Raw genomic sequence first — 15,677 nt, forward strand, 5'->3', positions numbered from 1 at the left:
CTCACGACCGGACATCGAGCCCGCCGAGAACACCGGCCGCCCCGCCGTGTCGACCACCTCCACCGAAACCTGACGGTCACTGCCGCGCACCAGATGCACCCGCACGACCGACGCCCCCACCGCGTGCAGGGCCACGTCATTCCACACGAACGGCACGACCGTACGGTCCCCGCCGTTCTGCGTCATCGCGGCGTGCAGCGCAGTGTCGAGCAGGGCGGGGTGGATGCCGTAACCGCCGACCGGCACATCCTCCGGCAGCGCCACCTCGGCAAAGACCTCGTTCCCGCGCACCCAGGCCCGCTGCAGACCCTGGAAAGCCGGCCCGTAACCGAATCCACGGTCGGCCAGACCCTCGTACGCGCCGGTCAGGTCGATCGGTGACGCGTCGATCGGCGGCCAAACCAACTCGGCGAAGACCGAGCCAGGGGCCGGCACAAAGGCCGGCTCCACCCGGCCCGACGCGTGCTGGATCCACGTCTCGGCGGAACGCGAGTACAGGCCGACCGTCCGCGAACCGTCGCCGTCTGGAGCGGAGACGACAGCCTGGATCGTGACCGGCTCGTTCGTCAGGGTGAGCGGTGCGGCCAGGGTCAGCTCGCGGAGCGCGCCACAACCGGCGGCGGCCCCGGCGCGCAGGGCGAGTTCGACGAATCCGGTGCCGGGCAACAGGACCGAGCCGAGGATGGTGTGGTCGGTCAGCCAGGGCTGGGTGGCCGCGGACAGGCGACCGGTCAGGGTCACGCCGCCGTCGGGGGCCGGCACGACCGTGGACAGGAGCGGGTGGTCGGTGGTGTCGAGGGCCGCGACCGGCTTGGCGGGGGGCCAGAAGCTGGCGTGCTCGAACGGGTACGTGGGCAGGTCGATCAGGTGGCCACCGGCCAGCAGCGGCGTCCAGTCGACCGGCACGCCCTGGACGTGCAGGCGGGCCAGCGCGGTAAGCACGGTCAACTCTTCGTCGCGGTCGCGGCGCATCATCGGCACACCACCGTCGACCATCGCCGACAGCACCGCGTCCGGGCCCAGCTCCAGGAACCGGCAGCCGTCCAGACGGGCCACGTTGTCCGCGAACCGCACCGTGTCCCGGACGTGCGAGACCCAATACGAAGGGTCGGTCACATCGCCCGACGCGACGATCGGGATCTGCGGCTGGTGGAACGTCAACCCATCGACCACCGCACGGAAATCATCGAGCATCGGCTCCATCAGCACCGAGTGGAACGCGTGCGACACCGCCAGCCGCTTCGTCTTCTCGAAACCGGCCGCAATCGCCAGAACCTCGTCCTCGGCCCCGGCGATCACCACCGAGGACGGACCGTTCACGGCCGCGAGCGAGACGCCGGGCGTCAGCACGACATCCGCGGGTGCCGCCTGGATCGCCACCATCGCCCCGCCGGCGGGCAGAGCCTGCATCAACCGCGCCCGCGCCGAAATCAGCGCACACGCGTCCTCCAGGGACAGCACGCCGGCCACGTGTGCGGCGGCAACTTCACCGATCGAGTGCCCGGCCAGATGGGAGGGGTGCAGGCCGAACGAGGTCGCGAGGCGGAACAGCGCCACCTCGAGCGCGAAAATGGCCGGCTGGGCATTGCCGGTCTGGTCGAGGTCGTCGGAGTCGAAGTCGAGAAGAGCCGTGACCTCGTCGTAGGCCGCCGCGAACACCGGGAACCGGGCGTACAGCTCCCGGCCCATTCCCGCCCGCTGCGAACCCTGACCGGTGAACAGGAACGCCAGCGGCGCGTCCGAGGCGGTTCCCCGGGCCACTTCAACACCGTCGACAACAACCGCCCGGTGCTCGAACAACGACCGCGACGAAGCCAGCGAGAAACCGAGGTCCAGCGGCGCCACGTCGGACGGCAGCTGGGCGATCTGAGCGTCCAGGGAAGCCGCCGACTTGGCCGACACCACAAGCGGCACCGGCCCGGCGAGGACCGGCTCGGCAGCGGAGACTTCGGGACCGGCCTCCACGATCACGTGGGCGTTCGTGCCGCTCACACCGAACGACGAGACACCCGCGCGCCGGGGGCGGTCCACTGCGGGCCAGGCGGTCTCGGCGGTCAGCAGTTCGACCGAACCGGCCTCCCAGTCCACGTGCGTCGAAGGCGCGTCCACGTGCAGGGTGCGCGGCAGCGTCCCGTGCCGCATCGCCATCACCATCTTGATGACACCGGCGACACCGGCCGCGGCCTGGGTGTGCCCGATGTTCGACTTGACCGAGCCGAGCAGCAGAGGAAGAACCCGGTCCTGCCCGTACGTGGCCAGGAGAGCCTGAGCCTCGATCGGGTCTCCCAGCGTCGTGCCCGTTCCATGTGCCTCGACCACGTCCACGTCGGCCGCACGCAGTCCGGCGCCGGCCAGGGCCTGCCGGATGACCCGTTGCTGCGACGGCCCGTTGGGGGCGGTGAGCCCGTTCGAGGCACCGTCCTGGTTCACCGCCGACCCCCGCACGACGGCGAGGATCCGGTGCCCGTTGCGGATCGCGTCGGACTGGCGTTCCAGCACAAGCATGCCCGCGCCCTCGGCCCAGCCCACGCCGTCGGCCGCGTCGGCGAACGACTTGCACCGGCCATCGGCCGACAGTCCGCGCTGCCGGGAGAACGCGACGAACGTCCCCGGCGTCGACATGACCGTGACACCACCGGCCAGGGCGAGTGTGCACTCCCCCTGCCGCAGCGCCTGCGCGGCCAGGTGCATGGCGACCAACGACGACGAGCAGGCCGTGTCCACCGTGACAGCGGGGCCCTCGAAGCCGAACGTGTACGAGACCCGGCCCGAGGCGATGCTGGGCGAGCTGGCGGTGCCCTGGTAGCCCTCGTGTTCGGCGCCCAGAAGCGTGCCGTAGTCGTTGTACATCACGCCCGCGAAGACGCCGGTTCGGCTGCCCCGCAGGGTGTTCGGGTCGACGCCCGTACGCTCCAGGGCCTCCCACGAGACCTCCAGGAGCAACCGCTGCTGGGCGTCGGTGGCGACGGCCTCGCGCGGGGACATGTCGAAGAACGCCGGGTCGAACTGGTCGGCGTCGTGCAGGAACCCACCGTGCCGGGTGTACGAGGTTCCGGTGCGGTCGGGGTCGGGGTCGTAGAGCCCGTCGACGTCCCAGCCCCGGTTGCCGGGGAACTCGGTGATGGCGTCGGTGCCGTCGAGCACGAGCCGCCACAGATCCTCGGGGCTGGTCACGCCGCCGGGGTAACGGCAGGCCATGCCCACCACGACGATCGGGTCATCCGAGGTGGACACGACGACCGCCGGTTCCTCGGCCACCGTGGCGCCGAACAGCTCGCCGTCCAGGTAGGCGGCCAGGGCGGTGACGCTCGGGTAGTCAAAGACGACCGTGGCCGGCAGCCGCAGGCCGGTCTCGGCGCCGATGCTGTTGCGCAGCTCGACCGCGGTCAGCGAGTCGAATCCGAGGTCACGGAACGCCCGCCCGACATCGATGGCCGACGCGCTCGCGTGGCCGAGCGCCTCGGCGACCCGGCCGCGGACCAGTTCGACCAGGGCCGCTGACCGGTCGGCGGGGGAAAGCCCGTGCAGGCCGGCGGTGGTGGCATTGCCAACGGCAACCGCGCGGCGGGCGCGGACCCGCACGAGGCTCCGCAGCCGGGGTTCGACCTCGCCCCGGGCGCGGACGGCGGCCAAATCGAGGCGGATCGGCACCAGCGCGGCGGCGCCGGTAGCCAGGGCCCGGTCGAGCAGGCGCAGGCCGGTCCCGACGGCGAGCGGCGGCATGCCGGAGCGGGCCATGCGGGCCAGGTCGACGTCGGACAGGCCACTGGTCAGGCCGGCCGCGGTGTCCCAGGGACCCCAGGCCAGCGCCACGGTGGGTCGGCCGAGCGCCCGGCGGTGAAGGGCGAGCGCGTCGAGGTAGGCGTTGCCGGCGGCGTAGTTGGCCTGGCCGGGGATGCCGAACACACCGGCCGCCGACGAGAACAGCACCAGCGGAACGGTCGCGGGCAGCAGCTCGTGCAGGTGCCACGCGGCGTCCACCTTGGCGGCCAGCACGGCGTGCAGGCGCTCCGGGGTCAGGGCCTCGATGACACCGTCGTCAAGCACGCCGGCCGCGTGCACGACGGCCGAGACCTCGTGCTGGGCCAGGACTTCGGCGAGCGCGTCCCGGTCGGTCACGTCACAGGCGACAACGGTGACATCCGCGTCCAGCTCGGCGACGAGGTCTTCGGCGCCGCCGCTGCGGCTGAGAAGAACGAGCTTCCGTACGCCGTGCCGACCGGCCAGATGGCGGGCGACGATCCGGCCGAGGCCGCCGGTGCCACCGGTGACCAGCACGGAATCGCCCCACACGAAGTCGGCACCGGCATCGGCGCCGGACCGGGTGAGCCGGGCGGCGAGGATCTGGCCGTCGCGCAGGGCCAGTTCGGGTTCGTCCACGCCGAGCGCCCGGGGCAGCAGGTCTTCATCGTCGGCGTCGATCAGCGCGAAACGGCCCGGATGCTCGGTGATGGCCGTGCGTACGAGACCCCACACCGCGGCGGCGGCCGGGTCGGCTCCGGTCGTCGCGCCCCGGGTGACAAAGGTGAGCCGGCCGCTCTGCTCGCCGGCCAGCCAGTCCTGGACCAGGCCGAGGGCGCGTTCGGCGAGTTCGTGGGCCGAGCCGCCGCCCAGTTCGACGGTGGCCGCCTCGGTCGCCTCCGCCGGCGGAACCGGGACCCAGTTCAGCTCGAACAGCGAGTCGGCGGTGTCGTCCTGCGGTTCGGCCGAGGGCGCGCGGGTGGAGAGCGCGGAGATGGTGGCCACGGGAGCGCCGGACGGGTCGGCCACGGCGATCGTCATCGCTCCGGCGGGCGCGGGCGTCACGCGTACGCGCAAAGCGGTTGCCCCGGCCGCGTGCAGGGACACGCCCTGCCAGGCGAACGGGATGCCGTTGCCCGCCCCGGCGAAGCGAGCCGCGTGCAGGGCCGAGTCGAGAAGCGCGGGGTGCAAGCCGAAGCCGGTCACGTCGGCGCCGTCGGGCAGTGTCGCCTCGGCATAGAGGTCGTCGCCGAGGCGCCAGACCGCGCGCAGGCCCTGGAAGAGCGGGCCGTAGTCGAAGCCGTCGGCGGCGAACCGGTCATAGAAGCCGTCGAGGTCGACCGGTTCGGCCCCCGCGGGCGGCCAGATCGTGGGGGCGAAGTCGGAGGTGGCCGTGCCCGGAGCGAGCAGGCCGGTGGCGCAGGGCAACCAGGGTCCGGCGTCGTCGGTGCGGGCGTGGACGCTGACTGCCCAACGCCCGTTGGTGTCGGGTTCGGCGACACGCACCTGGAGTTGCACAGAACCCTGGGCGGGCAGCACCACCGGGGCGGTGAGGGTGAGGTCGTCGATCCGGCCGGCGCCGACCTCGTCACCGGCCCGGGTGAGCAGGTCGACGAACGCGGTGCCGGGCAGCAGGGTCCGGCCGCCGACGACGTGCTCGGCCAGCCACGGCTGCGTGCGGGCCGAGAGCGTGCTGGTGAACAGGTGGCCGTGGCCGTCGGCCAGTTCGACCGGGGCGCCGAGCAGGGGGTGGTCGCTGCCGGGAAGGGCGGCCGCGCGGGCCGAGGGCCAGAAGCGCTGGTGCTCGAACGGGTAGGTGGGCAGGTCGATCCGCCGGCCGCCGGTCAGCAAAGGTGCCCAGTCCACCTCGACACCCGTGACATGCAGGTGGGCCAGCGCCGTGAGCACGGTCAGTTCTTCGTCACGGTCACGGCGCATCAGCGGGACACCGTCGGAAACCATGGCCGACAGCACAGCATCCGGGCCGATCTCGAGGAGCCTGAAACCATCGAGCCGGGCCATGTTGTCCGCGAAAAGCACGGTGTCCCGGACATGCGACACCCAGTACGACGGGTCGGTCACGTCACCGGAAGCAACGATGGGGATCTGTGGCGAGCCGAAGGCCAGTCCGGAGACCACCGCACGGAAATCGTCAAGCATCGGCTCCATCAACACCGAATGGAACGCGTGCGACACCGCCAGCCGCTTCGTCTTCTCGAAACCGGCCGCAATCGCCAGAACCTCGTCCTCGACCCCGGCGATCACCACCGATAACGGGCCGTTCACCGCCGCGAGCGAGACCCCAGGCGTCAGCACGACATCCGAAGGCGCCGCCTGGATCGCCACCATCGCCCCGCCCGAGGGCAGAGCCTGCATGAGCCGTGCCCGTGCCGATATCAGCGCACACGCGTCCTCCAGAGAGAGGACCCCGGCGACGTGTGCGGCGGCAACCTCACCGATCGAGTGCCCGGCCAGGGAAGAGGGGCGCAGGCCGAACGAAGAGGCGAGGCGGAACAAGGCCACCTCGAGCGCGAAAATGGCCGGCTGAGCGTTCCCGGTCTGATCCAGGTCGTCGACATCGAAGTCCAGCAACGCCGCAACCTCGTCATAGGCCGCCGCGAACACCGGGAACCGGGCATACAACTCCCGTCCCATCCCGGCCCGCTGCGACCCCTGACCGGTGAACAGGAACGCCAACGGCGCCTCGGCCGCGACACCCCGCGCCACCTCAACACCGTCGACCAGAACCGCACGGTGCTCGAACAACGCCCGCGAAGAAGCCAGCGAAAAACCGAGGTTCAGAGGCGCGACATCGGACGGCAGCTGGGCGATCTGAGCGTCCAGAGAAGCCGCCGACCTGGCCGAAACGACCAGAGGTACCGGCCCGGCCGCTGCACCTGCCGGCTCCTCGACCGAGACCTCCGGACCGGCCTCCACGATCACGTGGGCGTTCGTCCCGCTCACACCGAACGACGACACCGCGGCCCGCCGCACCCGCTCCGACGAGGGCCACGGTGTAGAACTGGTGACCAGCTCCACGGCGCCCGCGCTCCAGTCGACCCGGGTCGAGGGCTCCGAGACGTGCAGCGTGGCCGGCACCACGCCGTACCGCATCGCCATGACCATCTTGATGACACCGGCGACACCGGCGGCGGCCTGGGTGTGCCCGATGTTCGACTTGACCGAGCCGAGCAGCAGAGGAAGATCACGGGCCTGCCCGTACGTGGCCAGCAACGCCTGCGCCTCGATCGGGTCACCCAGCCGGGTCCCGGTGCCGTGCGCCTCGACGACGTCCACATCGTTGGTCTGCAGCCCGGCCGAGGCCAGCGCGGCCCGGATCACGCGCTGCTGCGAGGGCCCGTTGGGGGCGGTGAGCCCGTTCGAGGCGCCGTCCTGGTTGACCGCCGAGCCGCGCAGCACGCCGACGATGTGGTGCCCGTTGCGCTGAGCGTCGGACAGGCGCTCCAGCACGAGCAGGCCCACACCCTCCGACCAGCCCACCCCGTCGGCGGTGTCGGAGAACGCCTTACACCGCCCGTCGGCGGACAGCCCGCGCTGCCGGGCGAACTCGACGAAGGCGTGCGGCGTGGACATCACCGTGACCCCACCGGCCAGCGCCAGGTCGCACTCCCCGGCCCGCAGCGCCTGCCCGGCCAGGTGCATGGCGACCAGCGACGACGAGCAGGCGGTGTCGACCGAGACGGCCGGGCCCTCAAAACCGAACGTGTAGGAGATCCGGCCCGAGAGCACGCTCGCGACCAGGCCGGTGTCGGCGTGGCCCTCCGACTCGGGCAGCAGGTCGGCGTAGTCCTGACCGTTGGTTCCGGCGAAGACCCCGGTTCGGCTGCCACGCAACGAGTGCGGGTCGATCCCGGCGCGCTCGAACGCCTCCCACGAGACTTCGAGCAGCAGCCGCTGCTGCGGGTCCATGCCCAGCGCCTCGCGCGGCGAGATGCCGAAGAACGCCGGGTCGAAGTCGGCCGGCCTGTCCAGGAAGCCGCCTTCGGAAGGCAGGTCGAGCCCGTCGACGTCCCAGCCGCGGTCGGTGGGGAAGCCGGACACCGCGTCGCGGCCCTCGGCGACGAGCTGCCACAGCTGCTCGGGCGACGTGACGCCGCCCGGGAAGCGGCAGGCCATGCCGACGATGGCGATCGGCTCGGTGCGGCGCGACTCGAGTTCCTGCACGCGTTCGCGGGCCTTGCGCAGGTCGAGCGTGACTCGGCGCAGGTATTCGACGATCTTGTCCTGCTGCTCGTCCGGCACGGATCCGCCCTCGTTTCCTACAGTCACGAGAAGTCCTGAAGTTCTTCGTCGATGATCGCGAACAGGTCGTCCACCGAGGCCGTGCTGATGTCGGCCTTGGGGGCGCGGGGCGCCGCCGCCGCGGGCGCCCGGAGTCCGGCCAGGATCTGTTCCAGCCGGGTCACCAGGGCCTGCCGGTCGGCGGTGCCGTCGCCGGCGAGCGCGGTCTCGAAGCGTTCGAGCTCGGCCGAGGGCGTGCCCACGGCGCCCGCGCCGCCGGGGCCGAGCCGGCTCAGCAGATAGGCGGCGACGGCCCGTGGTGTCGGGTGGTCGTAGACCAGCGCCGGTGGCAGGTCGATCCCGGTCGCCGCGTGCAGGCGGTTGCGGACCTCGACGGCGGTCATCGAGTCGAAGCCCTGCTCGCGGAACGACTTGTCGAGACCGATCGCGGTGGCGCTGACATGTCCGAGGACGGCCGCGACCTCACCGCGTACGAGGTCGTGGATCTGCCGTTCTTGGTCCGGCCCTGAGTAGAGGGCGCGGGGTGGGGACGATTCGACGGGTGCGGGCCTTGCCCCGGGGATTCCGGACAGGAGAGCGCTCGGCCGGACCGAGGTGAAGCCGGGCGCGAAGCGGGTCCAGTCGATGTCGGCCACGGTGATCGTGGCGGCGCCGTCCTCCAGCGCTCTCCGCAGAGCCAGCAACGCCAGCTCGGGGTCCATCGGGGGAACTCCGCGCCGCCGCATCGCCGCCGCCACCGCCGGATCGGAGGCCAGTCCCGCTCCGGCCCAGGCGCCCCAGGCGATGCTGACGGCGGGGAGGCCCTGGGTCTGGCGGTGCTGGGCGAGCCCGTCCAGGAAGGCGTTGGCCGCCGCGTATCCGGCCTGGCCCCCACTGCCCCAGGTGGCCGCGGCCGAGGAGAACAGCACGAAGGTGTCGACGTCGCCGGCCAGGTCGTGCAGGTTCCAGGCTCCGGCGACCTTCGCTCGTACAAGGGAAGCCAGCCTTTGCTCGTCGAGCGTCTCGACCGGCCCGTCGCCGCCGTCGACGCCCGCCGCGTGGAAGACCGCGTCGACCGGGATCTCGGCCAGCAACCCGGCCACGGCCTCACGGTCGGCCACGTCGCACGCGGCCAGGGTGACCTTGACGCCGAGGGCTTCCAGGTCGGCGCGCAGAGTTTCGGCGCCTTCGGCCGCGGGTCCCTGACGGCCGGTCAGCACCAGATGTCCGGCGCCACGGCCGGCCAGCCAGCGGGCGACCTGCCCGCCCAGACCACCCGTGCCACCGGTGACGAGCACGGTGCCGCGAGCCCGCCACGGCTTCTTCGGCGGCGCGGTGGCCGGGGCGTGGACCAGCCTTCTCCCGTACGCCGTGGTGCCGCGCAACGCGATCTGGTCCTCGCCCGCATACGCACCGCCGAGCAGCCCGGCGAGACCGCCGTCCGACAGGTCGACCAGTCCACCCCAGCGTCGCGGCATCTCCAAGGCGGCGACCCGGCCCAGCCCCCACAGCGCGGTCTGCTCGGGCGCGGTCACGATGTCACCGGTGGCAGCGGCGACCGCGCCCCGGGTCGCACACCACAGCGGCGCCTCGATGCCGGCCGCGGCCAGCGCCCGCAGCAGTTCGAGGGTGCGGCCGAGCGGGGCCGGCACCGGCCCGTCGGTCCGCCCGGCCGGCACGGCGAGCAGCGACAGCACGCCGTCGTAGCCGCGATCGACCAGGGCGTCCCGGCCGAACGTCACCACGTCGAGGCCCTCGGACTCGGGCAGCGACACCTCGGCGCCGCCCTCGGACATCACGACCAGCCAGCGGCCCGGCATGCCGGTGGCGGCGGCCGTTTCGAGGGGCTGCCACGACTCGCGGTAGCGCCAGGCGTCCACGGCCGAGTGGCGTCGCTGACGGTCCCGCCACGAGGTCAGGGCCGGGCGCAGCACACCCTCCACCGAGGCGTCGAGCCGCAGCGCCGCCCCGAGGTCACCGCTGTCGACCAGCTTCCAGAAGGCGTCGTCCCCGGTGGAACCGCCCCGGTCCGGAGTCTCGGGCCAGAAACGGCGGCGCTGGAACGGATAGGTGGGCACGGCGACGCGGCGGGCGCCCGGGAACAACGCGGCCCAGTCGACCGGCACGCCGGCCACGTGCAGGCGGGCCAGCCCGGTCACCGCCGAGACCTCCTCCTCCGGGCCGAGCAGGGGCATCGCGAGCGCGCCGGGCGCGATCTCACCGACCAACGCGGTCAGCACGGGACGCGGCCCGATCTCAAGGAACGTGCCCACGCCCTGTTCGGTGAGCGCAGTGACGGTGTCGGCGAACCGGACGGCGTCGCGGACGTGGTCGACCCAGAACCGGGGCGAGGTCATGTCGCCGGCGCTGACCACCGGGATGACCGGCGGCGAGAAGGTCAGCCCACCGACCACGGCCGCGAAATCGGCCAGCATCGGCGTCATCAGCGGCGAGTGGAAGGCGTGCGACACCTTGAGGCGGGTGGCCTGGCGGCCGAGCCGGTCGACCACGGCCCGCACCTCGTCCTCGGCGCCGGAGACGACGACCGAGGCCGGGCCGTTGACGGCGGCCAGCGAGACGTTGGCGGTGAGCAGCGGCAGCACCTCGGCCTCGGAGGCGCGCACGGCCACCATCGCGCCGCCCGGCAGCAGGGCCTGCATGAGGCGGGCGCGGGCGGCCACGAGGGTGCACGCGTCGTCCAGCGACAGGATTCCGGCCACGTGTGCCGCTGCGATCTCGCCGATCGAGTGCCCGGCGACGAACGCGGGCGTGATGCCCCACGACTCGGCGAGGCGGTAGAGGGCGACCTCCAGCGCGAAGATGGCGGGCTGGGCGTGGCCGGTGTGGTCGAGGTCGGCGTCCGGGTCGAGGCCGAGGCGGACGGCGACCTCGTCGTGAGCGGCCGCGAAGACCGGGAAGCGGGCGTGCAGTTCGCGTCCCATCCCGGCCCGCTGCGAGCCCTGCCCGGCGAAGAGGACGGCCATCGAGCCGCCGACGGGGTTGCCGCGGGCCACCTCGGTGAGCCCGTCCGGGCCGGTGAGCAGCGCGGCGCGATGTTCGAGGTGGGCGCGGCCGGTGGCGAGGGAGAAAGCCGCGTCGTACGTGACGTTCGGGTCGATCCGGGCGATCTGCTCGGCCAGCGCGGCCTCGGAGGCCCCGGACACGAGCACGGGCACCACGCCGGGCGCCTCGACCGGCTCGGCGGTGGGTGCGGGCGGCGCCTGTTCCAGGATGACGTGGGCGTTGGTGCCGCTGATGCCGAACGCGGAGACCCCGGCCCGCCCCGGACGGCCGGTGGACGGCCATGGTGTCTGCGTGGTGGCCAGCTCGACGGCGCCCGCGGACCAGTCCACATGCGACGAGGGCGTCTCGGCGTGCAAGGTGCGCGGGACGACGCCGTGCCGCAGGGCCTGCACCATCTTGATGACGCCGGCCACCCCGGCGGCGGCCTGAGTGTGGCCCAGGTTCGACTTGATCGAGCCCAGGCGCAGCGGTGCCGGCCGCTGCTGCCCATAGACCGCCAGGACCGCCTCGGCCTCGATCGGGTCGCCCAGCGTCGTCCCGGTGCCGTGCGCTTCCACCACGTCCACGTCGGCCGGGCGCAGTCCCGCGCTCGCGAGGGCCTGCCGGATGACGCGCTGCTGGGAGGGCCCGTTCGGGGCGGTGAGCCCGTTCGAGGCGCCGTCCTGGTTGACCGCCGAGCCGCGCAGCACGGCGAGCACCTCGTGCCCGTTACGCTGGGCGTCGGACAGCCGTTCCAGCATCACCAGGCCGACCCCCTCGGACCAGCCGGTGCCGTCGGCCGAGTCGGAGAACGCCTTGCAGCGCCCGTCGGCCGAGAGGCCGCCCTGCTGGGTGAACTCGATGAACGTACGGGGTGTGGCCATCACAGTGACCCCGCCCGCCATCGCCAGGTCACACTCGCCCGAGCGCAGTGCCTGCCCGGCCAGGTGCACGGCGACCAGCGACGACGAGCAGGCGGTGTCGACGCTGACGGCCGGGCCTTCGAGGCCGAGCGTGTAGGCCACGCGGCCCGAGACGACGCTGCCCGCGGTGCCGATCCCCCAGTACGCCTCGGTGCCGGCGGGCGGGGCGGGCAAGTCGGCGCCGTAGTCGTGGTACATGACGCCCGCGAAGACACCGGTCCGGGTGCCACGCAGCGACCCGGGGTTGATGCCCGCGCGTTCGGCCAGCTCCCACGCCGTCTCGAGCACGAGCCGCTGCTGCGGGTCGGTGGCCAGGGCCTCACGCGGGGAGATGCCGAAGAAGTCGGCGTCGAAGTCGGCCGCGTCGCGCAGGAAGCCGCCGGTGCGGGTGGCGCTGGCCCCGGCGTACAGGTGGCCGAGGTCCCAGCCCCGGTCGGACGGGAACTCGCCCAGCGCCTCGCCGCCCTCGGCGACCAGGTTCCACAGGTCCTCGGGGGTGCGGATGCCGCCGGGGTACCGGCAGGCCATGGCGACCACGGCGATCGGCTCGTCGGGCAAGCCCGGCCCGGGACCGGACAGGCTCTGAAAGCTCTCCTCGCCGAGCAGCGCCGCGCGCAGGTGCTCGGCCAGTGCCTCGGCGGTCGGATAGTCGAAGGCGACCGCGGCCGGCAGCGTGAGGCCGGTGGCGGCGGTCAGCCGGTTGCGCAGCTCGACCGCGCCGATCGAGGTGACGCCGAGCTCGCGGAAGGTGCGACCGGTGGCGCGGTCGTCGACCGGGGTGCCGAGCACGCCGGCGGCCGCCTGCCGCACCAGGTCGAGGGTGAAGGCCCTCCGCTCGGGCGCAGGCATGGCGGCCAGGCGTTCCCGCAGTTCGGCCTGCTCGTCGTCGTCCAGGCGGGGGCGCGGCGCCAGGTCGACCAGGTCGCGCAGCAGCGACGGCACGACGCCCCGGTCGACGAGGTCGAGCCGGGCCAGCCGCAGCACGACACTGCCGGGAAGGTCCATGCGCGCCACCAGATCGAACATCGGCAGGCACTCCGCGACCGGCAGGCCCGCCCCGCCCTCCGGTGCGCCCCAGGCGAGGCTCGTCGCGGGCAGGCCACGGTCGCGGCGGAAGCGGGCGAACGCCTCCAGGAAGGCGGCGGTCGCGGAATCCTCGGCGTGGCCGGGCGTTCCCAGAGCGCCCGGCACCGATCCGAGCATCACGAACGCGGTCAGGTCGGCGTCGGCGGTCAGCTCGTGCAGATTGGCCACGCCGGCGGCGATCGGCTCGAAGCCGGTGCGCCACTCGGCGTCGCCGTGCACGACCGCCGTCACGGGCCGGCGGGCCTTGCCCAGGGCGGTTTCCAGCGCGGCCCGGTCGGCCACGTCGCAGTCGGCCGCGATCGCCTTGGCGCCGAGTTCCCGCAGGTCGGCCAGGAGCACGGCGGTGTCCTGGGAAGGGCCGAGCAGCAACAGGTGCCGCGCGCGGTAGGCGGTGACGAGGTGTTTGACCAGCGCGACGCCACGCGGGCCGGTGACGCCGGCGACCACGACCGTGCCGCGCGGGTCGAGGCGAAGACCGTCGCCGCTGTCGGTGGCCGTGGAGACGCGTGCGAGCCGGGGTACGAGGGCGATCCCCCCGCGTACGGCAATCTGGGGTTCCCCCGTGGCCGGAGCGCCCGCCAGCAGGGCCGGAGACGTCTCGTGCTCGTCGAGGTCGACCAGCTGGAACCGGTCGGGGTGCTCGGCCTGCACCGACCGCAGAAGACCCCAGGCGGGGGCGTTCGCGAGGTCGCCCGCTTCGCGCGAGAGCAGCACGAGCCGTACGGGGGAAAGGGTTTCGGCCGCCAGCCAGGCGTCGACGATGCCCTGGGTGTCGCGCAGGGGGCGCAGGGTCAGGACGGCCGCGTCGGGGACGTCCGCGCCCTCCTCGATCGCCTCGATCAGGGCCGCGATGTCCGGGTAGGCCGTCACCGAAGCACCGGAGGCGGCGAGGTGTCCAGCGACCGCGAAGGTGTCGTCACCCAGCACCGCCCAGGCCGACGACGCCGGCGCGGGAGTGGCCTGAGTGGACGGAAGCGGCGCCCAGGCGATCCGCAGCAGCGACTCGTGCTGTCCCCCGCTGGCCGCGCGCAACCGGGCCGGCCGGTCGAGCAGCAGATGCCGGGTGATCTTGCCGGAGGAGGTGCGCGGGATCTCGTCGATCTCGTACAGCTCCTCGGGCACCTTGAAGCCGGAGAGCCGGTCGCGGCAGGCGGCGAAGACCTCCTCGGCGTCGAAGCCGGCCGGACCGGGCACGAGGAACGCGATCGGCACCTCGCCGAGCACGTCGTGCGGGCGTCCGACCACCGCCGCGTCGGCCACGCCGGGCACACGCAGCAGCACCTCCTCGATCTCGGCCGGGTGCACGTTCTCGCCGCTGCGGATGATGAGCTCGCGGCTACGGCCGGTGATGGCGAGGTAGCCGAATTCGTTGGCCCGGGCCAGATCCCCGGTGTGGTACCAGCCCCCGGCCGTCGCCTCGGCGGTCGCCTCGGGCTGGTTGTGATAGCCCAGCATCAGGCTCGGGCCGCGCACCCAGACCTCACCCTCGGTGCCGGCCGGCACGTCCAGTCCGGTCTCAGGATCGACCAGCCGCAGGCCGAGACCGGGCACGGGCAGACCGCACGAGCCGTCCACGCGGGCGCCGGTCGGCCAGTTGACCGCCATCAGGCCGCACGTCTCGGTGCTGCCGTAGCCGTCGATCAGGGGCACACCGAAGGTTTCCTCGAACGCGTCACGCAGCGCGCCCGGGCAGATCGAGCCGGCGGTCAGGCACAGCCGCAGCGAACTCGCGTCGATCCCGTGCTCGCGGGCCTCGGCGACCAGGTAGTGGTACATCGCAGGCACGCCGGCCATGAACGTGTACCGGTCCTCGCGCAGCGCGGTGAGGATGTCCTGCGGCGTGAAGCTGTCGAGCAACCGCGCAGTGGCGCCGACCGTGGTCACGCCGAGCACGCAGAGGATGTGGGCCAGGCTGTGGTGCAGCGGCAGCGGCCAGAGCACGTTGTCGCTCTCGTCGAGCCCGACGATGGGGGCATAGCAGGCGGCGATCGACCACTGGCAGCTGCGCTGGGTCGACACGACGCCCTTGGGATTGCCGGTGGTGCCCGAGGTGTAGAGCATGTAGGCCGGGTCGTCGAGGCCCTGGTCGTCGCGCGGCGGCGCGGCGGGCTCGGTGGTGGCCAGTTCGTCGAAGCTCACCAGGCCCCGCGACCCGTTGCGCGGCACGGCTTCCGGGCCGGTCACGACGACCCGCAGGTGGGCGCGCCCGGGCAGCAGGCGGCGCACGAGTTCGAGATGGGCGGCGTCGGTGACGATCAGGCGGGCGCCGCTGTCGTCGAGGGCGTAGGCCAGCTCGGCCCCGCTGGCCGACGGGTTGAACGGCACCACCACCCCGCCGGCCCGGGACACCGCGACGAACGCCTCGACGACCTCGACCCGGTTGCCCAGAAAGATCATCGCCCGGTCGCCCGGCTGCAGCCACAGACCGGACAGGTGACCGGCCAGGCGGCGGGTACGCCGCTCCAGTTCGCCGTACGTGACGGCTCGCCGGCGATCCGCGAACGCGACCTTGTCCGGGCGCTCCAGGGCGTGCTCACGCACGATCTCGCACAGCGGGCGAATCAATTCGGCACGCAGCATGCTTTGTCACCCCTCCCAGGTCTGGAAGGGACGCTAGCGGCGCCGGTTCCGCGGAAATATCAGGAATTGGAGCGGCCCGCCCCAGACACCCCCCTACGCCAC

General features: G+C 73.0%; 1 protein-coding gene and 1 pseudogene (1 of these 2 cut by a window edge). Both read right to left on the reverse strand.

Features of this window, described 5'->3' with window-relative positions:
- Window positions 1-8,031: pseudogene (locus JIG36_RS52360) on the reverse strand (type I polyketide synthase); its annotated part reaches 18,699 nt to the left of the window's first position; the annotation flags it as partial.
- Window positions 8,028-15,575, reverse strand: a complete 7,548-nt coding sequence (locus JIG36_RS29530; RefSeq protein WP_203379653.1) for a type I polyketide synthase — start codon at window positions 15,573-15,575, stop codon at window positions 8,028-8,030. The pseudogene JIG36_RS52360 and the gene JIG36_RS29530, both read right to left, overlap by 4 nt.
- Window positions 15,576-15,677 lie beyond the last annotated feature (102 nt).

The organism is Paractinoplanes ovalisporus (assembly GCF_016834655.1).
In the GTDB taxonomy this organism is placed as follows: domain Bacteria; phylum Actinomycetota; class Actinomycetes; order Mycobacteriales; family Micromonosporaceae; genus Actinoplanes; species Actinoplanes ovalisporus.

What these genes read in the sequence shown, in the direction of transcription:
- JIG36_RS29530 (WP_203379653.1), bottom strand. Translation starts at nt 15,575, where the DNA reads ATGCTGCGTGCCGAATTGATTCGCCCGCTGTGCGAGATCGTGCGTGAG.